We start from the raw sequence: 20,543 nt of genomic DNA, 5'->3' as shown, positions 1-20,543 counted from the left end.
CGACGTTGTCGTCCGTTACCAGGACGAAGACGACCAGAAGACGCGGCCGAGCACCACCAGTTGCTCTTTGCGCTGCTGATAGCTGAGATGCTCGTCCTGGTACTCTTCCCGGTTGAGGGAGCGGATGATGACGCCGCCGTCCGGCTGTTCGATCAGCACCTTCACCCGCAGCAAATTGCCGTGGCGGATGGCGTAGGTCTTGCCTTCGCGAATGCGCGTGTCGTCGGTGTTGATGCCGACCACGTCGCCATCCTGCAGGCGCGGCTCCATGCTGGAGCCGGAGATGCGGATGATGCGCGCGGCGTTGACCGCCACCCCCATCTTGTGCAGATAGTAACGGCGAAAGATCAGCGAAAACTCCTCGCGATCGACGATTTCGTAGCAGCCGTCGCCGGCGGAAAAATCGATATCCAGCAGCGGGATCTCCACAAACTCTTCCTTGTCTTGTTCGGTATCTTCCCATACCACCGGTTTCAAACGGGCGGGTTGGAAGTCCGACTCCGCCGCCACGTTGTCAAACGGGCGCACCAGCTGCTTTTCATGAAATACGTCGAACCAGCCTTTAGGCAAATTCAGCCTGGCCTCGATCCGCCTGGCCAGATTGTCGCCAAGATTGCGGGAGGATTTTTCCCCGATGATTTGGCTCAGCGTTGGCGCGGAAGATTCAACCAGCGTGGCGAACTCATTCTGGTTGACACCTTGCCGGGCGTAGCGGGCCATCAATTCGCGCAGATTGTTGCGCCTGATTTCTTTAGTTTCCATCGTTTGATGATCGCACTCTTTAGCAAAAAGGTAAATAACGGTTTTGCTAAAAAACACTTGCGCATGATTTAGCAATTAGCTAAAACAGAAAAGGTGAGCCGAAGGTTCACCTGTGCGGGGCGGCCTGTCATGATGAGGGGCCGCTCAGTGAAATCAAACGAGAGAGGGACTTTACGATGTACAAGATTGATTACAATAGCTACCGATCGGTCGCCAGCTTCGGCCACCGCGTGCGCTTTCTGGTGCTGCACTACACGGCGCAAAACTTCGCCGACTCGGTGAAGTCATTGACCGGAAAATCGGTCAGCGCGCACTATCTGGTGCCGGATCCGACCGAGGCCACCTATCAGGCCGCCGGCTTCAACGGCGTGCGCATTTTCAACCTGGTGGACGAGAACGAACGCGCCTGGCATGCCGGTACCAGCCAGTGGGGCACCCGCAGCAACATCAACGACACCTCGATCGGCATCGAGATCGTTAACCTGGCGAGCGGCGACGGTGAGAACATCACCTTCCCGCCGTTCAACCCGCAGCAGATCGAGGCGGTCACCCAGCTGGCGCAGAACATCCTGCAGCGTTATCCGGACATCTCGCCGGTGAACGTGGTGGCGCACTCCGACATCGCGCCGGGCCGCAAGAGCGATCCGGGCCCGCAGTTCCCGTGGCAGCAGCTGTATCAGGCCGGCGTCGGCGCCTGGTATGACGAAGCGACCAAGCAGCAGCGCCAGCAGGAATATTGCAGCCAGGGGCTGCCGGCGCAGGCCGAGCTGTTGAAACTGTTCGCCCAATACGGCTACGACACCTCGGCGGCGAACACCGCAGAAGGCTATCGCCAGCTGGTGCGCGCGTTCCAGCTGCACTTCCGTCAGCAGAAGTATGACGGCGTGATGGATGTTGAGACCGCCGCCGTTCTGCGCGCGCTGGTCGACAAATACGTCGCCTGAGCCTGAGTGCGAATGAGGGACGCCTCATTCGCCTTTTCCTTGTCGCGCTTCCTCCGTTAAAATAGCGGCCTGGCTGGTACTTATCGGAGGCATCGTGCGCCTCGATCGAAAAATCTCTTCCCTTGAGCTGCTGACCTATCGCCATTATCGCGTCGTCCACGGCGTGCGCATCGGGCTGGCGTTTATCCTGACTTTTCTGCTGATCCGCCTGCTGGCGGTGCCTGAAGGCACCTGGCCGTTGATCACCCTGGTGGTGGTGATGGGGCCGATCTCGTTTTGGGGCAACGTGCTGCAGCGGGCGCTGCAACGCATCGCCGGCACGGTGTTCGGCGCTGTTTCCGGCCTGATCGCCCTGTACCTCGAGCTCTATTCGCTGCCGCTGATGCTGGCATGGTGCGGCGTGGTGATGTTCGTCTGCGGTTACCTGACGCTCGGCAAACGGCCCTATATGGCGCTGCTGGTGGGGATCACTCTGGCGGTGGTGTGCGGCGCGGGCGCCGGCGACATGCACACCGCGCTGTGGCGCAGCGGCGATGTTATTTTCGGTTCGCTGCTGGCGCTGCTGTTTACCAGCATCTACCCGCAACGCGCCTACATTCTGTGGCGCATGCAAATGGCGGACTGCCTGCAAACCGCCGCCCGCATCTACGGCGCCTATTTTTCACCGAACGTCATTGAGCGGCCGCGGCTGGAGCCGCAGCTCAAGGATTTGTTGAATCAGGTGGTGAAGCTGCGCAGCCTGATCGTGCCCGCCAGTAAGGAAACCCGCATTCCCAAAACGGTGTTCGAAGCGGTGCAAACCCTCAGCCGCAATCTGGTGTGCACGCTGGAGCTGATGGCCGACGCCTACTGGGCCTCGCGCGAAACGCACTTCATCATGCTGAACGCTCGCACGCTGCGCAGCACCCAATTGCTGACGTTGAGCTCGCTGGAATCGCTGGCGCTGCTGATGCGCGAAGGGCCTCAGGCGCAGCGGCAGGCGGCGGCGGGGCAGTTGGCGGAGATCGCCGGCGAGCTGAAAACGCTGATGCAGGAGGTTAGCCTCGGCCAGCACGGCGAAGCGCCGATTTACGGCTATGTCTGGCTCAGCATGGAGCTGGCGCAACAGCTGGAAGAGTTAGGGGATCTGCTCCAGGTTTGCACCGCCGCCGGGCGTGAATAAGGGGTCAGATCATGAAGGTGGCGCTTTGGGTTTTGGCCGCCGGGGCAAAGTGGGTAAGATAAGGCAATCACTGTTGTGCCGGACCGCCACAAACCTGTATCTTGGTGCCATGTGGCCGTAAGCAAATGAATCTGTGTATTACTAAAGCAAGGGTATAAAGATGGATAATGCAAATAAGCCGAGTTTCCAGGACGTGCTGGAGTTTGTGCGTATGTTCCGCCGCAAAAACAAACTGCAACGCGAGATCGTCGACAACGAAAAGAAAATTCGTGATAACCAGAAGCGCGTGCTGCTGCTCGACAACCTGAGTGAGTACATCAAGCCCGGCATGAGCATTGAAGACATTCAGGGCATCATCGCCAACATGCGCAGCGACTACGAAGATCGCGTTGATGACTACATCATCAAAAATGCCGATCTGTCCAAAGAACGCCGCGAGCTGTCCAAAAAGCTGAAGGCAATGGGTGAAGTGAAGTAAATCGCCTTATCGGGCCGGGCGTCCTGCCTGGCCCGTATTGCTATCCCACCTGCTAACACTGCCGTTTTCGTTGGGGCGTTCCCCGGCGGCCGAAGGCGCCTCCCCATCCTGCCCGATCGGCAGGTGACCGCGGGGGAACGCTTGTTACTGCTCCGCGCCGTACATGTCGAAGTCGAAATACTTGTCGTTGATTTTCTTGTAAGTGCCGTTGGCGCGGATCGCTTGCAGCGCGTCGTTGAAGGCGTTAAGCAGCGCGGTATCCTCTTTGCGCACCCCGATGCCGTCGCCGACGCCGAAGTATTTGCTGTCGGTCAGCTCGGCGCCGATGAAGGCGAAGTCTTTGCCGCCGGGCGTTTTGAAGAATTCGCTGGCGCTGACGCTGGCCAGCAGCGACGCATCCAGGCGGCCGTTGGCCAGATCTTCGTTCACCTCCTGCTGGCTTTGGTAGGCGACCACGTTAACGCCGGCCGGGCGCCACAGCGCGTTGGCGTAGGCCTCCTGGCTGGAGCCTTGCTGCACGCCGACGGATTTGCCCTTCAGCGAGGCGGCGGTAGGCTGCAGGTCGCTGCCCTTATGCGCCACCAGCCGCGCCGGGGCGTTCGAGACTTTGCTGGAGAATGCGATCTGCTGCCGGCGCTGCGGCGTGATGGTCATCGACGAGGCGATAGCGTCGAACTTCTTTGCCTGCAGGCCGGGGATCATGCCGTCCCAGCTGCTTTCCACCCACACGCACCTGGCTTGCATCTGGTCGCACAGCGCCTGGGCGATATCGACGCCGAAGCCGGTCAGCTTGCCCTGCGGGTTTTTATATTCCAGCGGCGGAAAGGTGGGATCGATGCCCAACTTGATCACTTTGCCGCTGAATTCACCGCTCAGCGCGGGAAAACTCGCGGCCAGCGGCAGCAACAACAACAGCCCTTTGATGGTTTTCATGTCATTTCCTCAGCGTTGGCGATTAAACCGCAGGGCGAGCCAAAAAGCGCTCGACCAATTTGACCCAGTAGGTGGCGCCCAGCGACAGACTGTCGTCGTTGAAGTCATAGCCGGGGTTGTGCAGGGCATTGCCCGGCGTGGCGGGGCCGTTGCCGATTGAGATGTAACTGCCCGGGCACTTCTCCAGCATAAAGGCGAAATCTTCGCTGGCGGTGAACGGCCGCAGCGTGGGGATCACCCGGCCCTCTCCGGCCCACTCCAGCGCCACGGCGCGCGCCAGCTCGGTTTCTGCCGGGTGGTTCACCAGCACCGGATAGCCGTGTTGGTAGTCGATCTCCGCGCGGGCGCCGAAGCTGGCGGCCTGCGCCGTGACCAGCTCGGTGATGCGCTGCTCCAGCCGCGCGCGCACCGCCGCCGTCAGCGCGCGCACGCTGAGCGTCAGGGTGGCGGTCGCCGGGATCACGTTGGCGGCCTGACCGGCCTGCATCGCCCCCACGGTGACGATCGCCGTTTCCTGCGGATCGATATTGCGCGCCACGATGGTTTGCAGGCTCATGACGATGGCCGCGCAGGCCACCACTGGATCGACGGTGCTCTGCGGCACCGCGCCGTGGCCGCCGTGGCCGTGCAGGCTGATGTGCACCGTGTCGGCCGAGCACATCAAGGGGCCGCTGGCGAAGCCCAGGTGACCGGTGGGGAAGCCGGGCACGTTGTGCATGGCGAACACCGCGTCGCAGGGGAAGCGCTCAAACAGGCCGTCTTCGATCATCACTCTGGCGCCGCCGCCGCCTTCTTCCGCCGGCTGGAAAATCAGGTGCAGGGTGCCGCAAAAGTTCGGCTGCTGCGCCAGATAGCGCGCCGCCGCCAGCAGCATGGCGGTGTGCCCGTCGTGGCCGCAGGCGTGCATCACCCCGGAATGGGTGCTGGCGTAAGGCAGCTCGGTGGTTTCGGCGATCGGCAGGGCGTCCATGTCGGCGCGAATGCCGAGCGATTTTCCCGGCCCGCGCTGCAGTGTGGCGACAACGCCGGTTTGTCCTACACCTCGCGTGACGCGGTAACCCCATTCCGCCAGCCGCCGTGCCACCAGATCCGAAGTGGCGAACTCCTGGAATCCCAATTCCGGGTGGGCGTGAAGGTGGTGGCGAAGGGCGACCATCTCATCATGAACGGCGGCGATATCAGGCAGTACCAGTGAATGCATCATCACGATCTCCGGCAAAGGGCCCCGGCTAACGGGCGGTGAACGGGGCAGAGAGGTTGGTATCGAGACTAGCAAACTCCGTTTTTGTCGGGTAGCCGCCGTTCGGTTATGCTGACAACCTGTGATTGTCAGGAGGTGAACATGAAACTGCATCAACTGCAGGCGCTGGTGGCCAGCGCCGACAGCGGCAGCATTCGCGCGGCGGCGCGGCATCTGGGGCTGTCGCAGGCGGCGGTGACCCGCGCGCTGCGCGAACTGGAACAGGAGCAGGCGCTGCCGCTGCTGATCCGCACGCCGACCGGGCTGGGCTTCACCCCTTACGGCAAAACCTTGCTGGCGCACGCGCGGCTGGTGCTCAACCAACTGGAGCAGGCGCAGGGCGAAATGGCGGCGCTGCGCGGGAGTGCGGCGGATCTGGTCAAGGCGGCGATCACTCCCTGGCTGATGCTGACGGTGCTGCCGCCGGCGGTGATGGCGTTTCGCGGCAAGGTGCCGGCGGTGCGGCTGGAACTGTCGGAAAGCCTGATGGCCAACGCTCAGTCGCAGCTGCGCGAGGGCACGATGGATTTCGCCATCACGCCGCTGCCGGCGTCGTCGGCGCCGCAGGAGTTTCATTGCGAGCCGCTGCTGGAGTATGAAACGGCGTACATGGTGCGGCGCGGCCACCCGCTGGCGCACAGCACCTCGCTGCTTCAGCTGCTGGAGCAGGATTGGGTGATGAGCTATACCCAGGAAAGTTTCGATGCGCTGCTCGACGAAGTGTTCCACCGCCACGGCGTGCGCCTGCCGCGCCAGCGCATTATCCAGGCGCATTCGTTCGGCATGCTGCAGGCGCTGGTGGAGTCCGCCGAGATGTGTACCTGGTGCCCGCGGCCGATCGCCGCGCTGCCGCAGTTTGCCTCACGCGTGCAGCCGCTGGCGCTGCGGGAGAGCTGCCAACCGGCGCAGCTGAATATCGTCACCCGGCGCAACAGCATTCTGAGCGCCGCCGCCCACGCGTTTATCGACACGCTGGTACGCACCCTGCGCCAGCAGGTGCGATCGTCGCGGCCGGAGGATCGCCAGATCTACGATCGCGTGCGCCTGCTGATTTAGCGGATCTGCCTGGATCGCCGATCCTGTAAATGGGATCGCGATCCGCATTTGTAGCATTTTTAGCCGCAATGTTAACGATATGTGATTTTGCTCAAATAATTATTTTTGCAGCTTTGGTTATATGTCGCTCTATGTTCACGTTGTCATTTTGAGTTTTCCTGGGTATTTGATGATTAATCAATTGAAATTTATCACTTTATAGCGTTTTTTGTTTTTTGTTAGATAAAAATGACAACGTCAACATTTATATTTTTCAAGCATTTAATGAGTGTATTGGAGGAGTGGATGAGTCAGTTGCCGGAAAAAATGCGCGCGGTCGTTTGCCACGGCCCGCAGGATTATCGTTTCGAACAGGTGCCCACGCCGCTTCCGAAGGCGCGTGAGCTGGTGATCAAGGTGGAAGGCTGCGGCATCTGCGCCGGCGACTGCAAGTGCAAGAACGGCGCGCAGATGTTTTGGGGAGAGAACCCGTGGGTCAAACCGCCGGTGGTGCCGGGGCACGAGTTCTACGGCCGCATCGCCGCGCTGGGCGAGGGCGCGGAAGGCAAATACCGGATCGGCGAGCGGGTGATCGCTGAGCAGATCGTACCGTGCTGGGAGTGCCGTTACTGCAAATCCGGCAGCTACTGGATGTGTGAGACGCACAACATTTACGGCTTCCAGAAAGACGTGGCGGAAGGCGGTATGGCGGAATACATGCGCTTTTCCGAGAACGCCATCGTGCACAAGATCCCGGAAAGCCTGAGCCATGAAGACGCGGTATTGATCGAACCGATGGCCTGCGCCATCCACACCGTGGCGCGCGGCGACATTCAGCTGGACGACGTGGTGGTGCTGGCCGGCGCCGGGCCGCTTGGGCTGTGCATGGTGCAGGTGGCACGCCTGAAGACGCCGAAGAAACTGATCGTGATCGACGCCATCGACGAGCGGCTGGCGCTGGCGAAGGAGTTTGGCGCCGACGTGGTGATCAACCCGTTGAAAGAAGACGCCGACCAGATCGTCAAATCGCTGACCGGTGGCTACGGCTGCGACGTCTACATCGAGGCCACCGGCGCGCCGATCGGCGTCACCCAGGGGCTGCAGATGATCCGCAAGCTGGGCCGCTTCGTGGAGTTCAGCGTGTTCGGCAAGGAAACCACCGTCGACTGGTCCATCATCGGCGATCGCAAGGAGCTGGACATTCGCGGTGCGCACCTGGCGCCCTACAGCTATGAAATCGCCATCGATCTGTTCGAGCGCGGGCTGGTGACCTCCAACGGCGTGGTCACCCACAGCTATTCATTGAACGACTGGGACGAAGCCTTCGCCCTGGCGGACTCGACCGACTCCATCAAGGTGATCCTGGTTCCCTGACCCTCCCGCCGTACCGCTGTTGCAGTCACGATCGCCGGCCCGCTCGCAATGGGGGGCCGGCCGGTCGGCCAAACGTAAAGACATGCTGTTGCTCTGATAACCACAACAAGAAGCTTCCCTACAGGAGAATTGGCTATGTTTTCATTTTTCAAAAAGACCCTGCCTTTTATCGTCGCCGGTGGAATGTTGGCGGCCAGCCATGGGGCGCTGGCCAAGCAAATCACTATCGGTATGTCGTTCCAGGAAATGAACAACGACTACTTCGTCACCATGAAACAGGCGCTGGATCAGGCGGCGGCCGATATCGGCGCCAAGGTTTACGTGGCCGATGCGCGCCATGACGTCGCCAAACAGATCGGCGACGTGGAAGACATGCTGCAGAAGAAGGTGGATATCCTGCTGATCAACCCGACCGATTCGGTGGGGGTGCAGTCGGCGGTGATCTCCGCCCATAAGGCCGGCGCGGTGGTGGTGGCGATCGACGCCCAGGCGGAAGGGCCGCTCGACTCGTTCGTCGGCTCGGAAAACTACGACGCCGGCTTCCAGGCGGGTGAATACCTGGCGAAAGCGCTGGGCGGCAAAGGCAAGGTGGCGATCCTCGACGGCATCCCGGTGGTGCCGATCCTGGAGCGCGTGCGCGGCTTTGAGGCGGCGATGAAGAAATACCCCGACATCAAGATCGTCACCAAGCAAAACGGCAAGCAGGAGCGCGACACCGCGTTGACCGTCACCGAAAACATGCTGCAGTCGGCGCCGGATCTGGCGGGCATCTTCAGCGTCAACGACGTCGGCGCGCTCGGCGCCCTGGCGGCGATCGAAAGCAACGGCGCCAAGGTCAAGCTGGTGAGCGTCGACGGCCAGCCGGAAGCCATCAAAGAGATCCTCAAGCCGAATTCGCCGTTTATCGCCACCTCGGCGCAGTTCCCGCGTGACCAGCTGCGCATTGCGCTCGGCATTGCGCTGGCCCGCTACTGGGGCGCCACGGTGCCGAAAACCGTGCCGGTCAAAGTGAAGCTGATCGACCGCAGCAATGCGGCCGGCTTTAGCTGGTAACAGCGGCCGGGTTCGCCCCGCTGCTGCGGGGCGTTCGGCGCGGAGGGCAATGCGGTGACACCTTTACTGGAACTGAAGCGAATAAAAAAGAGCTTTCCCGGCGTGAAGGCGCTGGACGGCATCGACCTGGCCATTCAACGCGGCGAGGTGCACGCCCTGCTGGGCGAAAACGGCGCCGGCAAATCGACGCTGGTGAAAATCATGTGCGGCATCCATCAGCCGGACGAGGGCGATATTTTTATCGACGGCGAGCAGCGCCGCTTTAACAACTATCGCCAGGCGATCGAGGCCGGGGTCGGCATTATTTTTCAGGAATTCTCGTTGATTCCCTACATGAGCGCCATCGACAACATCTTCCTCAACCGGGAGATCAGGAACCGCTGGGGCCTGCTGGATCGGCGGGCGATGCGGCGCAAGGCCGAGGCCATTTTCAAGCGGCTGACGGTGGCTATCGATCTCGATTGCCCGGTGGAGCAGCTGAGCGTGGCGCAGCAGCAGTTCGTTGAGATCGCCAAGGCGCTGTCGCTGGAGGCGCGGGTGCTGGTGCTGGACGAACCGACCGCCACGCTGACGCCGGGCGAGGCCGAGCACCTGTTCAGCGTGATGAACGATCTGCGGCTGCTGGGCGTCGGCATGGTGTTTATCTCGCACCACCTGGACGAGATCTTCACCATCTGCGATCGCATCACCGTGCTGCGCGATGGCACCTACATCGAAACGCTGGCCACCGGCGACACCAACGTGGAGGAGCTGGTGCGACTGATGGTCGGGCGCAAAATCGAAAACGCCTTCCCGGTGAAACAGCACCCGGTCGATACCGTGACGGTGTTGCTGGAGGCGGAGATCCAGCGCGAGAAGCACGGCGCGACCGACCGCTTCCACCTGCACAAGGGCGAGATCCTCGGCTTCGCCGGGCTGGTGGGCTCCGGGCGCACCGAGACCGTCTCGGCGCTGATCGGCGCCAGCCGCTGTCACCGCAAACGCGTCAGCCTCGGCGGCCAACCGGCGGCGCTGCGTTCCCCGGCGCAGGCGCTGGCGCAGGGCATCGGCCTGCTGCCGGAGAGCCGCAAAACCGAGGGCCTGGTGCTGCCGTTCTCGGTGGCGCAGAACATCACCCTCAACCGGCACCACCGGCGCGGCAAGATCTTCGTCAGCGCCCGCAAGGATCGCGACGTGGTGCAGCGGCTGATCCGCGCCGTAGGCGTGAAAACCCCGGACGCCGAGACCGCCGTCAGCACCCTGAGCGGCGGCAACCAGCAGAAGGTGGTGATCGCCCGCTGGCTCAACAACGACTGCAACATCCTGATCTTCGACGAGCCGACACGCGGCATCGACGTGGGCGCCAAGGCCGAGATTTACCAGCTGATGCAGCAACTGACCCAGCAGGGCATCTCCATCATCATGATTTCCTCCGAACTGCCGGAGATCATCGGCGTGTGCGATCGCGTGCTGGTGTTTCGCGGCGGCCACATCGTTGCCGAGCTGACCGGCGACGACATCGAATCCAACCACATCATGCTTCACGCGACCGGGAGTGCCTTATGATCGGAATTGAACAACCCGCCGTGGCGCGCCGCGCCGCCGGCCCCAGCCTCGGCAAGCGCTGGGAAAAACTGCTGCATCACCCGGCGGTCTTGCCGTTTATCGGCTTCGCTGTCCTGTTCGTGCTGATGAGCCTGTTGAACGACAGCTTCCTCAGCGTCAACAACCTGACCAACGTGGCGCGCCAGGTGTCGATCAATGCCATCATCGCGGTGGGCATGACCTGCGCCATCCTGACCGGCGGCATCGATCTCTCGGTGGGGCCGGTGATGGCGCTGGCCGGCTCGGTCGCCGCCGGGCTGATGCTGGCGGCGGTGCCCATCCCGCTGGCGATGGTGGCCGCGCTGGCGCTCGGCGCGCTGTTCGGCCTGGCCAACGGCGCCTGCATCGCCTACCTGCGCATGCCGCCGATCATCGTCACTCTGGCGTCGATGGGCATCGCCCGCGGCCTGGCGCTGCTCTATACCGGCGGCTACCCGATCTCCGGCCTGCCCGACGTCTTCTCCTTCTTCGGCCGCGGCACGGTGCTGGGCATTCAGGTGCCGATCCTGATCATGCTCGGCGTGTACCTGCTGGCCTGGCTGATGCTCAACCAGCTGCCGTTCGGCCGCTACGTCTACGCGATGGGCGGCAACGAAGAGGCGGCGCGCCTGAGCGGCATCCGCGTGCCGCGCTACAAGATGCTGGTCTACGTGATCAGCGGCCTGACCGCCGCGCTGGCCGGGCTGGTGCTGACCTCGCGCCTGATGAGCGGGCAGCCCAACGCCGGCGAAGGCTTCGAGCTGGACGCCATCGCTGCCGTAGTGCTGGGCGGGGCGGCGATCTCCGGCGGGCGCGGCGCCATCGTCGGCACGCTGGTGGGGGCGATGATGCTCGGGGTGCTCAACAACGGCCTCAATCTGATGAACGTATCGCCGTATATCCAGAACGTGGTGAAGGGCGGCATCATCCTGGCCGCCATCTACCTCAGCTCCGTGCGGCGCAAATAGGAGGCGCGATGGCAGTCTTTCTTGGCATAGACGTCGGCGGCACGGTGATCAAGGCCGGGCTGTACCGGGCAAGCGGCGAAGAGCTGGCGATCGCCGAACTCGACGGCGCGGCGATTGCCGCCCAGCCGGGCTTCAGCGAACGCAATATGGATGCGCTGTGGGATGACGTGTGCGCGGCGATCCACCAGACGCTGCATGCGGCGGGGTTGGAAGCCGGGCAGGTGCGCGGCGTCAGCTTTTCGGCGCACGGCAAAGGGCTGTACGCCATCGACCGCCACGGTAAACCGGTCGGCAACGGCATCCTCTCTTCGGACAACCGCGCGGTGGCCACGGCGGCTGAGCTGCGCCGCGCCGGCGTGGACGCGCAGAGCTACCCGCGCAGCCTGCAGCCGCTGTGGCCCAGCCACCCGGCGCTGCTGTTGCGCTGGCTGAAGCAGCGGCAACCGGCGCAGTACGCCGCCGTCGATCGCATCCTGATGGCGCACGACTACCTGCGCTTTCGCCTCACCGGCGAGGCGGCGGCCGAAGTGACCAACATCTCCGGCAGTAACCTGTTCAATCAGCACAGCGGCGCTTACGATCCGGCGCTGATGGCGGCCTTCGGCATTGAAGAGGCGCAGGAGAAGACCGCGCCGGTGATCGGCTCGGCGCAGCTGGCCGGGCGGGTGACGGCCGCTGCGGCGGCGCAGTGCGGCCTGCGAGCGGGCACTGCGGTGTACGGCGGCCTGTTCGACGTGGTGGGCGCGGCGCTCAGCTCCGGCGTGGCCGACGATCGCACGCTCAGCGCGGTGGCGGGTACCTGGTCGATCGCCACCTGCGTGACCGAGCGCATCATTCCTGCCGATTACCCCTACGCCTGGGGGCGTTACTGCATCGACGGCCGCTATTTCGTGCACGAAGGCAGCCCGACCTCGGCCGGCAACCTGGCCTGGTTCCTGCGCCAGTTCTGCGCCGACGACCGGCAGCGCTACGCCCAGTTCAACGCCTGGGTGGCCGAGCGCCGCGAGCAGCCGAGCGGGCTGCTGTTCCTGCCTTATCTGTACGGTTCCAACCTCGGCGGCAACACGCCGGGCGGGCTGATTGGCCTGAGCGCCCACCACGAGATGGCGGACGTGGTGCAGGCGATCTACCAGGGCATCGTGTTCTCGCACCTGATCCATCAGGAACGCATGGTGCAGCTGAACCCGCGCATCGAGCGGGTGCGTATGACCGGCGGGCCGACGCAGTCCGAGGTGTGGATGCAGATGTACGCCGACGCCGGCAACCTGCCGCTCGAGGTGGTGGAAACGCGCCAGAGCGGCTGCCGCGCCGCCGCCCTGTGCGCCGCCGTCGGCGCCGGGGAGTACGCCGGGTTTGCCGAAGCGATCGCCGCCGCGCCGCCCAAGCTGCGCTGTTATTATCCCGCGACCGCCGCCCACCGGCGCCTGCGCGCCCAGCAGGCGCGCTATCTGGCGGTCGCTCAGGCTTTGAGTGAGGTGACTGATGCAAACGACTAACGCCGCCTGTCTGGGGCTGTATGAAAAGGCACTGCCCGCCGATCTGAGCTGGCCGCAGCGGCTGGCCACCGCCGCCGAGCTGGGCTTTGAGTTCGTGGAGATGTCGATCGACGAACAGCCGGCGCGCCAGCAGCGGCTGGACTGGGATCGCCGCCAGCGGCTGGCGTTTATCCAGGCGCGGCTCGACAGCGGGGTGACGGTGCCGAGCCTGTGCCTGTCGGCGCACCGGCGCGATCCGTTCGGCAGCGCCGAGGCCGCCACCCGCGAACGGGCGCGGGTGCTGATGAGCAAGGCGCTGGAACTGGCGACGGATCTCGGCATCCGCAACATCCAGCTGGCGGGTTACGACGTCTATTACGAACCCGCCGATCGCCACAGCCGCGAACGCTTTATCGAGGGCATGCAGTGGGCGGCGGCGCAGGCCGCCAGGGCGCAGGTGATGCTGTCGGTGGAGGTGATGGACACGCCGTTCATCAACAGCATCAGCAAATGGCGCGACATCGCCCGCCACGTCAACAGCCCGTGGTTCACGGTGTATCCCGATCTCGGCAACCTCAGCGCCTGGGGCAACGACGTCGCCGCCGAGCTGGCGCTGGGCATCGGCAGCATCACTGCCGTGCACCTCAAAGATACCGTGGCGGTGGGGCCGGGCAGCGCCGGGCAGTTCCGCGACGTGCCGTTCGGCGAAGGCTGCGTGGATTTCGCCCACGCCTTTTCCGTGCTCAACGCGCTCGGCTATCGCGGCCCCTACCTGCTGGAGATGTGGGCGCGCGAAGACGGGCAGGACAAGCAACGCATCGCCCAGGCCAAGGCCTGGATCGAACAACAGATGAATGAGGGAGGCATCGCATGCTGAACGAACTCAAGCGGCAGGTGCTGGCGGCCAACCTCAGCCTGCCGGCATACGGGCTGGTGACCTTTACCTGGGGCAACGTCTCGGCGATCGATCGCCAGAGCGGGCTGGTGGTGATCAAGCCTTCGGGCATCGCCTACGAGGCGATGACGCTGGAGGATTTGGTGGTGGTGGATCTGGAGGGCAAGGTGCGCGAAGGGCACCGTAAACCCTCATCCGACACCGCCACCCACCTGGCGCTGTACCGCGCCTTCGCCGATATCGGCGGCGTGGTGCACACCCACAGCCGCAACGCCACCATCTGGGCGCAGGCCGGGCAGCCGATCCCGGCGCTGGGCACCACCCACGCCGACTACTTTTACGGCGATATTCCCTGCACCCGGCCGATGAGCGAGGCGGAGATCGCCGGGGATTACGAGGGGGAAACCGGCAAGGTGATTATCGAGACTTTCAATCAGGCGGGGCGCGATCCGCAGCAGGTGCCGGGAGTGCTGGTCTATTCCCACGGCCCGTTCGCCTGGGGCAAGGACGCGGCAGATGCGGTACACAACGCGGTGGTGCTGGAGGAGGTGGCGATCATGGCGATGGCGACGCGCCAGCTGGCGCCGGCCATCGCCCCGATGCAGCCGGAGCTATTGGACAAACATTTCCTGCGCAAGCACGGTAAACACGCCTACTACGGGCAATAGCGCCCGTCAGCGATTCAACAGCGAGCCGGTGAAGAATTCCCTGCGCACCGGCAGCTCGCCGCGCGGGCTGTTAATGGCGCTGAACAGCAGCTCCGCGGCGATCTCCCCCAGTTTCTGCGTATCGTGATACACCCCCGGAATATGCAGGCCGTAAGCGCCGGCGCGCGGCGGTTCGTCTATCGAAAAGAACTTCACCTGCTCATAAAGCCCCATCTCGTGGCAGATGGCGATGGCGCCCAGCGTGATGATGCCATTCAGGCCGATGATGCAATCCGGGCGGTTCTCCGGCTGCGCCAGATAGGCGCGCACCTCGCTTTCCTGCGAGGTGAAATCATAGTCGCCGTTGATGATATGAATCTCACGGCCGCTGCCCTGTAGCGCCGCGACGATGCCTGCGGTGCGCGTTAAGGTTATTTCCGAATCCGCCGGGCCGCCGATAATCAGCAGCTTCTGCTCCGGCTGCTTCGCCAGATAACGCCCGGCCAGCACGCCGATCTCGCGGTTATCGAGGAACACGCCGCTCAGCTGCTGATTGTAAAGATCGCGGTCGATCAGGATCAGCGGCACGCCGTACACCTCGGCTAGCTCGAGATAGGCGGGGCGGTAGCGCTTGTCGTCGCGCACCGCCGAGAGCAGGATGCCGCGCGCCTTGTAGCCGAACAGCGCCTGAATGGCGCGCATTTCCGCCTCTTCGCTGCCGTCGGTGTCGAACAGCATGATCTGGTAGCCCTGCTGACGCGCAATGCGCGACACGGTCTTGATCAGGCCGGAATAGAACGGGTTGTACATGCTGCTGGTAACGATGCCGATAATCTGGCTGCTGCTGCTTTTCAGCCCCTGCGCGAAGGCGTTGGGCACATAGTTCAGCTCTTTGGCGATGGCGTGAATGCGCTCGCGGGTTTCCGGCTTGACCAGCTCGGGCTTATTGAAGGCGCGGGAAACGGTGATATTGGTCACCCTGGCGCGGCGGGCGATATCCACGATAGTGGCATTGGGATTGGCTTTCGACACCGTCTTTCCTTGCGTTATGCCTCAACAGATCCCTTATTGTAGGGAAAGGGCGGGGGCGGTGCTAGGGGGGAGTGGAAGGGAGCAGGCTATTTTGTTATTAGAAAAAATTTTAATGCGTGAAGTTAGTAAATAGTATATTTGCATTAATTTAAATTTAAATAATTTCACTTAATTTTTTGCTACGAAAGGTTAATGCATATGTGTGTGGGGGGGATAGGGTAGGTAAAGACGTTTGTTTGTTTTATAGACGAAGGGGGGGTGTTATAGTATAAGAATTTCGAATAGAACAGTAGACAGAGTAGCGAGGGTGTATGGATCTTTTCCGGCCTAGATTAACCGACTATTATGGGATTCATAAATCTCAAGCAGATCTAGACTTTGCAATTCAATTTTTTGATGAAGATATTCCACTTTATGTTGATCCATTTTTACTTTGGAAGTCACCATCTTTGCAAGACCAGTCATTACACACAGTTATTACAAATTCGTTCAATCATTTGAACTACCTGATTAGCAAGGGACGTGATAATGAAGCCACCTCGATACTTGTTAACTTATCTGAGTGTTCTGAAGTTGGACTCGGTGTTTCCAAGTCGCGAAATGGAGTTAGAATTGGCGTTCAACAAGCCAATGAAATACTTAGATTGTTTCGGGATATTCCTGAATATAGTAAGTTCGGATTTACGCACTTTGAAATAATTCAGCTGTATGTTTCAGGAATATCAAAGGATAGAGTGAGTGATATTGCTTGTAACTATATTAAATCATTTTTAATTGATTATACTATAGAGCAGTGTGAAAAATATAGTATTCCTATGGAGGTCGTTATAATGGACTCTATATATAATTATCAAAAGCATACTTTTGATTATAATAAGAAAATGCAACTTCCAGTCAACCCTAAGACTAAGGAACCATTGATTTTTACTCCTAAGCGCTGGCTCAGATTTAATCCTTGGATTAACTTCGATGATTACTTTAAGTCACACTGCCCGAGGGATGAAATATTCAATCCGGATGAACCTGAAGAACGAGTAAAGGTGTTGAATTTTAATAGAGATAACTACGGAGTTGTAGATGAATATGTAAAATATAAAAATCTAACTTCACATGATTGTCAAAATGACCCTTTGTTTAGTCAAATTCCTGTCTTGTCAGCAAAGAGAAAATTAACGGAGATTTTAAAGCTTAATACAGGGAAAGAAGATGGTGCTGATATGAGATATGAGGATTTATCATCTGATTTATTGGCTACCCTATTTTACCCTCATTTAGATTTTGCCAATACACAAAGTCGTACGGATTCTGGAAGGCATATTAGGGATTTAATATTCTATAATAATCGTGATGTTGATTTTTTAGATGAAATATTTCATGAGTATGATAATCGTCAACTGGTTATTGAAATGAAAAATGTAAAATTGATAAGCAGAGATCATATAAATCAACTCAACCGATATCTTCAGTCTAATATTGGAAGGTTTGGAGTGTTTCTAACCAGAAACCCATTGCCGAAAGCAATGTATAAAAACACTATTGATTTATGGTCATCTCAAAGGAAGTGTATAATCGCGATCACAGATGATGATTTAAAATTAATGGTTGATGTGTATGAAAGCAAGCAAAGAGCACCAATTGAAGTTCTGAAGAAGAAATATATTGAGTTTAGACGTTCGTGTCCATCATAAGGTTAAATAGATGAATAGAGCTAGTGTAGATACTTTCGAGAAATTGTCTGGTCAGTTATTGAGTATATATGAGGAAATTTCACTTCTATCGAAAAAAAATCCCAATGATGCGGTAAATAAATTTAAGCTTAAATTCGTAAACGTGCTTTTGTTACAGAGTAACGACTATCTTGGTGAAATGTATAAACCGTTCGACGATTTTATTAGCTTTGATGAGGATGATATACCACAGAATAGCGATGTGGTTTTCATACTTTCACAGTACTTACAATGTTTTGAGAAGTTAAGATCTGATAATGTTTCAATCAGAAATGGAATTTGGTACTGGAAAGTCAAGGGAGATGCAACTGATAAAGTAGATGAAAATGGTATGGTATTGATTCGAACTGTTAAACCTAAAAATCTTAAGGGGTAAAAATGAGTGGGGAAAAATTCTATACAACGCAGGAGAAGGCTCAGACACATGATGCTATGACTCCTTTATTAAAGGCTATGTATGGTGAGTTCAAAGATCTCTCTAAGAAAAAACCTGATTCAGCAGTTAGTAAAGGAAAAATAAAAATAGTTAATCGCTTGTTGGAAAAAGTAAAAGTAGTTCTGTCTAATGAGGAGTCTGTTGTCTTTTTGGATCTTTTAGATGAAGATGACATCCCTCAAGCAAGTGATGTCACATTGATAATTTCGCAATATGTTGCTGCGATGGATGCGTTCCGTGAAAAGCACTATGGTTGGGATGGTTCAACATTTGATTGGTTTGTTAGGTGAGTAGTAATAATAAAATTGTAGATTTTGGATTAGTTTTACCGTCGTATCTACGACGGTAAAACCCAGTACTAGCTCATGTGTTTTTTACGGTGGCAACTTGGCACTAGTAGTGGCTCTTTGTTAGAGCAAATATTAATTATTATATCCAAATTATCCCCTAGTTTTTGGCAGAATAGCCTCTACTCCCCACCCGCCACAACCCCGGCAACAACCCCAGCGTCTCATCAATCAACGCCCGTCGGTCATTGCCCGGCTTCCAGATGGTCACCATGGTTTGGCTGATCCCCTGGCTGCCCACTTCGGTGCGCAGCGTGTTGACGTTTTTCCACTGTTCCGCATGCATATGCGTCGGCAAGAATCCCCAGCCGCAGCCCTGTTCAAGCAGGGCGCGCAGCATCTCCAGCTCGTTGGTGAAAATGGTATGCCCGGAAATCTGCAGGCGGCGCGCCACCGGTTCGTCAGAGTCTGGGTGCATGATTACCTGCGGCGTGAGCGAGAGTTCCAGCAGCGAAAGCGGCTGTTCCGCGCCGGGGAAAAGCGCTTTGGCGGCGTAAAAATCCATCTCTATCGCCCCTAGGGCGCGCCACTCCATGGTGTCGCCCACGCTGCGGTTGCGCGCCTGGCAGATGCCCAGATCGGCCTGGCCGCTTGCCAGCAGGCTTTCCGCTTCGTCGCGTGAGGCGTTAATCAGGCTCAGGCGCGTGTTGCGCTGGGCCATGGCGGCAATCAGCGCCTGCAGCAACGCGCGGGGCGTAAAGGGATCGTAGACCAGCGAGATTTCCTGCGCCGCGCTCTTCGGCACGTCTTTGGCAAACGCCTCAAACGCTTTCACCTGGCGCATCAGCAGGTGCGCCTGGCGTTGCAGCTGTTCGCCCTCCGGCGTCAGGTGCAGGCTGCGCCCCTCGCGCAGGAACAGCGCATAGCCCAAGCCATCCTCGAGAAAATCAATCAAATCGCGCAGCGTCGTGCGGTCTTTGCCCAGCTTGAGCGCGGCTTTCGCCAGGCTGCCGTGCTCGGCCACGGCGGTGAAGGCTTCCAGTTGGGCAAAGGAATAAATCAGGCTCGGCACGCAGTTCTCCCGTCGATTTTGCGGGGGATTTTCCCCCATCAGGCGTTTTTTATTATAGGCCGCGTTTTTTTAAGCTGAACGCCTTCCTGAGCTAAGCGAGAAAAAATATGAAAAGCAAAGTGTTTAACCGCAGCCTGTTGGCGGGCGTTGTCATCAGTCTCTGCAGCGGCCTGCTGGCGCCTGCCGCGCTGGCCGCCTGCGCGGGCACTGAACTCAGCGCCTGTCCCGCGCCTTTCGATGCGCAATTGCCGGACACGCACAAGATGCTCACCTGGAGCCAGAGCGACCGGGTGATCGGTTTTCGTAACGACTACCGCAACTATGCCGGGGATGTGTTTCACCACGGTAATGCCAAGCCGCTGCCGGCTGCCGATAAACCGTTAACGGACGCCAGCTATCGGGTGACTGGCAAAACCTACCACCTGCAGGATTATTTGCAGCGCCAGAACGTCAGCGGCATGCTGGTATTGAAAGACGGCAAAATCGCCTGGAAATATCTGGGGCAGGGCAATACCGACGCCACGCTGTGGACGTCGCGCTCGGTGGGCAAATCCGTGGTCGCCACGCTGGTGGGCGTGGCGATTAAACAGGGCAAGATCCGCTCGCTCGACGATCTCATCACGCAATACGAACCCGATCTGAAAGGCACCGCGTGGGACGGCGTAACCCTCAGGCAGCTGATTACCCACACCTCCGGCGTGGCGTGGAATGAGGATTACACCAACCCGAAATCGGACTTCGCGCAGCTGACCGAGTGTGAAGCCAAGCCCGGCACCTACGCCTGCGTGCGCAAGCTGGTGGCCGGTCTGCAGCGTGCGCATCCGGCCGGGCAGAACTGGTCTTACTCCTCCGGCGGCGCTTGGCTGCTGGGCGATGTGCTGGAGCGCGCCACCGGCATGCCGCTGGCGGCCTATCTGGAGCAAAGTATCTGGCAGCCGTACGGCATGGCGAGCGACGGCGTGTGGCATGCCTACGCCAAAGGCCAGCACGACGTGGGCGCGCACGGGTTCAACGCCACGCTGGAAGACTGGGGGCGCTTCGGCGAATTCATTCTGCATAACGGGAGGTTGCCGAACGGCAAACAGATCTTGCCGGAAGATTGGGTAGCCCAGTCGTCCGACTGGACGCGGGCGGCGGGCTCGGTATCGGCGGCGCATCCTGACGGTATTTACGGCTTCCAATGGTGGAACAACGAAGTGCCGGTGAATGCGACTAATGTAGAACCCGCTCCGCAGGCGTCCCTCAAGCATTCCCTGTGGGCGCTGGGTATCTTCGGCCAGATGATTATGGTCAATCAGGCGGAGAATCTGGTGATCGTCCAGTGGTCTACCTGGCCGCAGGCGGAGCCGTCCTTCAGCGCGCAACCGCTGGAGGCATCGCTGATGTTTAGTGCGATAGCCAAGGAACTGCGTTAATCCCACGGCGCGAACAGGGGCGGTTGCCACTCCGCCCCTGTTTGA

The 20,543-nt window shown here is 59.5% G+C and carries 20 protein-coding genes; 15 read left to right on the top strand and 5 right to left on the bottom strand.

Annotated elements, in window-relative coordinates; all coding sequences use genetic code 11:
• Positions 1-15: 15 nt before the first annotated feature.
• Positions 16-762, bottom strand: coding sequence for a helix-turn-helix transcriptional regulator (locus tag GKN89_RS05860; RefSeq protein WP_019453597.1), 747 nt, complete (start codon positions 760-762; stop codon positions 16-18).
• A gap of 176 nt (positions 763-938) precedes the next feature.
• Here GKN89_RS05860 and GKN89_RS05855 point away from each other — a divergent pair, with 176 nt between their 5' ends.
• The 3 genes from GKN89_RS05855 to tmaR all read left to right on the top strand — a co-directional run bounded on the left by GKN89_RS05855 (position 939) and on the right by tmaR (position 3,346).
• On the top strand, positions 939-1,706 hold the full coding sequence (locus GKN89_RS05855) for an N-acetylmuramoyl-L-alanine amidase (RefSeq protein WP_019453596.1): 768 nt from the start codon (positions 939-941) through the stop codon (positions 1,704-1,706).
• A gap of 94 nt (positions 1,707-1,800) precedes the next feature.
• Positions 1,801-2,868 carry an FUSC family protein gene (locus tag GKN89_RS05850; RefSeq protein ID WP_019453595.1) on the top strand — a complete coding sequence of 356 codons (1,068 nt, stop codon included), beginning with the start codon at positions 1,801-1,803 and terminating at the stop codon, positions 2,866-2,868.
• 160 nt (positions 2,869-3,028) lie between these two features.
• The gene (gene tmaR / locus GKN89_RS05845; RefSeq protein ID WP_004935612.1) at positions 3,029-3,346 is read left to right on the top strand and encodes a PTS system regulator TmaR; all 318 of its coding nucleotides are present in this window, start codon (positions 3,029-3,031) and stop codon (positions 3,344-3,346) included.
• Positions 3,347-3,490: 144 nt separating this feature from the next.
• On the opposite strand, the gene GKN89_RS05840 is transcribed toward tmaR, so the two are convergent.
• Positions 3,491-4,279, bottom strand: coding sequence for an ABC transporter substrate-binding protein (locus GKN89_RS05840; RefSeq protein WP_154746527.1), 789 nt, complete (start codon positions 4,277-4,279; stop codon positions 3,491-3,493).
• Positions 4,280-4,301: 22 nt separating this feature from the next.
• Positions 4,302-5,483, bottom strand: a complete 1,182-nt coding sequence (locus tag GKN89_RS05835; protein ID WP_154746526.1) for a M20 aminoacylase family protein — start codon at positions 5,481-5,483, stop codon at positions 4,302-4,304.
• A gap of 138 nt (positions 5,484-5,621) precedes the next feature.
• On the opposite strand from GKN89_RS05835, the gene GKN89_RS05830 reads away from it, so the two are divergent.
• The 8 genes from GKN89_RS05830 (at position 5,622) to araD (ending at position 14,550) form a co-directional block, all read left to right on the top strand.
• Entirely contained in the window at positions 5,622-6,575 is a 954-nt protein-coding gene (locus tag GKN89_RS05830) for a LysR family transcriptional regulator (protein ID WP_154746525.1), read from the top strand.
• A 285-nt stretch (positions 6,576-6,860) separates the two neighbouring features.
• Entirely contained in the window at positions 6,861-7,928 is a 1,068-nt protein-coding gene (locus GKN89_RS05825) for an erythritol/L-threitol dehydrogenase (protein WP_016927009.1), read from the top strand.
• Between the two features lie 135 nt (positions 7,929-8,063).
• Positions 8,064-8,981, top strand: coding sequence for an ABC transporter substrate-binding protein (locus GKN89_RS05820; RefSeq protein ID WP_019453590.1), 918 nt, complete (start codon positions 8,064-8,066; stop codon positions 8,979-8,981).
• A 54-nt stretch (positions 8,982-9,035) separates the two neighbouring features.
• Positions 9,036-10,526: a sugar ABC transporter ATP-binding protein gene (locus GKN89_RS05815; protein ID WP_370520166.1), complete on the top strand. Its 1,491-nt coding sequence runs from the start codon at positions 9,036-9,038 to the stop codon at positions 10,524-10,526.
• Entirely contained in the window at positions 10,523-11,512 is a 990-nt protein-coding gene (locus GKN89_RS05810) for an ABC transporter permease (RefSeq protein ID WP_015378500.1), read from the top strand. Before GKN89_RS05815 ends, GKN89_RS05810 begins: the two co-directional genes overlap by 4 nt.
• Positions 11,513-11,520: 8 nt before the next feature.
• A complete protein-coding gene (locus tag GKN89_RS05805) occupies positions 11,521-13,008 on the top strand; it encodes an FGGY-family carbohydrate kinase (protein WP_154746524.1) in 1,488 nt (495 codons plus the stop codon).
• Complete coding sequence (locus GKN89_RS05800; protein ID WP_094142121.1) at positions 12,995-13,864, top strand: L-ribulose-5-phosphate 3-epimerase; 870 nt, start codon at positions 12,995-12,997, stop codon at positions 13,862-13,864. Before GKN89_RS05805 ends, GKN89_RS05800 begins: the two co-directional genes overlap by 14 nt.
• Positions 13,858-14,550 (top strand): L-ribulose-5-phosphate 4-epimerase, encoded by a 693-nt coding sequence (gene araD / locus GKN89_RS05795; RefSeq protein WP_033632583.1) that lies wholly within the window; start codon positions 13,858-13,860, stop codon positions 14,548-14,550. The genes GKN89_RS05800 and araD overlap by 7 nt, the downstream gene beginning before the upstream one ends.
• Positions 14,551-14,556: 6 nt before the next feature.
• Here the strand turns inward: araD and GKN89_RS05790 are convergent, their stop codons facing one another.
• A complete protein-coding gene (locus GKN89_RS05790; protein ID WP_370520165.1) occupies positions 14,557-15,561 on the bottom strand; it encodes a LacI family DNA-binding transcriptional regulator in 1,005 nt (334 codons plus the stop codon).
• A 311-nt stretch (positions 15,562-15,872) separates the two neighbouring features.
• Here GKN89_RS05790 and GKN89_RS05785 point away from each other — a divergent pair, with 311 nt between their 5' ends.
• The 3 genes from GKN89_RS05785 to GKN89_RS05775 are packed head-to-tail and all read left to right on the top strand — an operon-like array spanning position 15,873 to position 18,014.
• Positions 15,873-17,249 carry a hypothetical protein gene (locus GKN89_RS05785; protein ID WP_154746523.1) on the top strand — a complete coding sequence of 459 codons (1,377 nt, stop codon included), beginning with the start codon at positions 15,873-15,875 and terminating at the stop codon, positions 17,247-17,249.
• Positions 17,250-17,259: 10 nt separating this feature from the next.
• On the top strand, positions 17,260-17,664 hold the full coding sequence (locus GKN89_RS05780; protein ID WP_154746522.1) for a hypothetical protein: 405 nt from the start codon (positions 17,260-17,262) through the stop codon (positions 17,662-17,664).
• 2 nt (positions 17,665-17,666) lie between these two features.
• On the top strand, positions 17,667-18,014 hold the full coding sequence (locus GKN89_RS05775) for a hypothetical protein (protein ID WP_154746521.1): 348 nt from the start codon (positions 17,667-17,669) through the stop codon (positions 18,012-18,014).
• 157 nt (positions 18,015-18,171) lie between these two features.
• Here GKN89_RS05775 and GKN89_RS05770 read toward each other — a convergent pair whose 3' ends face one another.
• Positions 18,172-19,083 carry a LysR family transcriptional regulator gene (locus tag GKN89_RS05770; RefSeq protein ID WP_370520164.1) on the bottom strand — a complete coding sequence of 304 codons (912 nt, stop codon included), beginning with the start codon at positions 19,081-19,083 and terminating at the stop codon, positions 18,172-18,174.
• A 107-nt stretch (positions 19,084-19,190) separates the two neighbouring features.
• Here GKN89_RS05770 and GKN89_RS05765 point away from each other — a divergent pair, with 107 nt between their 5' ends.
• Positions 19,191-20,498 carry a serine hydrolase gene (locus tag GKN89_RS05765; protein WP_154746519.1) on the top strand — a complete coding sequence of 436 codons (1,308 nt, stop codon included), beginning with the start codon at positions 19,191-19,193 and terminating at the stop codon, positions 20,496-20,498.
• Positions 20,499-20,543: the final 45 nt, after the last annotated feature.

This window comes from Serratia sp. YC16, assembly GCF_009707615.1.
GTDB classification, from domain to species: Bacteria; Pseudomonadota; Gammaproteobacteria; order Enterobacterales; family Enterobacteriaceae; genus Serratia; species Serratia surfactantfaciens.
This window is presented reverse-complemented; position numbering and strand designations above follow the sequence as displayed.

Excerpts from the sequence above, each read along its gene's own strand:
- araD (WP_033632583.1), top strand. The coding sequence starts at position 13,858 with ATGCTGAACGAACTCAAGCGGCAGGTGCTGGCGGCCAACCTCAGCCTG.
- GKN89_RS05780 (WP_154746522.1), top strand. The coding sequence starts at position 17,260 with ATGAATAGAGCTAGTGTAGATACTTTCGAGAAATTGTCTGGTCAGTTA.
- GKN89_RS05775 (WP_154746521.1), top strand. The coding sequence starts at position 17,667 with ATGAGTGGGGAAAAATTCTATACAACGCAGGAGAAGGCTCAGACACAT.
- GKN89_RS05840 (WP_154746527.1), bottom strand. The coding sequence starts at position 4,279 with ATGAAAACCATCAAAGGGCTGTTGTTGTTGCTGCCGCTGGCCGCGAGT.
- GKN89_RS05785 (WP_154746523.1), top strand. The coding sequence starts at position 15,873 with ATGGATCTTTTCCGGCCTAGATTAACCGACTATTATGGGATTCATAAA.
- GKN89_RS05810 (WP_015378500.1), top strand. The coding sequence starts at position 10,523 with ATGATCGGAATTGAACAACCCGCCGTGGCGCGCCGCGCCGCCGGCCCC.
- GKN89_RS05825 (WP_016927009.1), top strand. The coding sequence starts at position 6,861 with ATGAGTCAGTTGCCGGAAAAAATGCGCGCGGTCGTTTGCCACGGCCCG.
- tmaR (WP_004935612.1), top strand. The coding sequence starts at position 3,029 with ATGGATAATGCAAATAAGCCGAGTTTCCAGGACGTGCTGGAGTTTGTG.
- GKN89_RS05830 (WP_154746525.1), top strand. The coding sequence starts at position 5,622 with ATGAAACTGCATCAACTGCAGGCGCTGGTGGCCAGCGCCGACAGCGGC.
- GKN89_RS05835 (WP_154746526.1), bottom strand. The coding sequence starts at position 5,483 with ATGATGCATTCACTGGTACTGCCTGATATCGCCGCCGTTCATGATGAG.
- GKN89_RS05855 (WP_019453596.1), top strand. The coding sequence starts at position 939 with ATGTACAAGATTGATTACAATAGCTACCGATCGGTCGCCAGCTTCGGC.
- GKN89_RS05800 (WP_094142121.1), top strand. The coding sequence starts at position 12,995 with ATGCAAACGACTAACGCCGCCTGTCTGGGGCTGTATGAAAAGGCACTG.
- GKN89_RS05860 (WP_019453597.1), bottom strand. The coding sequence starts at position 762 with ATGGAAACTAAAGAAATCAGGCGCAACAATCTGCGCGAATTGATGGCC.
- GKN89_RS05820 (WP_019453590.1), top strand. The coding sequence starts at position 8,064 with ATGTTTTCATTTTTCAAAAAGACCCTGCCTTTTATCGTCGCCGGTGGA.
- GKN89_RS05765 (WP_154746519.1), top strand. The coding sequence starts at position 19,191 with ATGAAAAGCAAAGTGTTTAACCGCAGCCTGTTGGCGGGCGTTGTCATC.
- GKN89_RS05805 (WP_154746524.1), top strand. The coding sequence starts at position 11,521 with ATGGCAGTCTTTCTTGGCATAGACGTCGGCGGCACGGTGATCAAGGCC.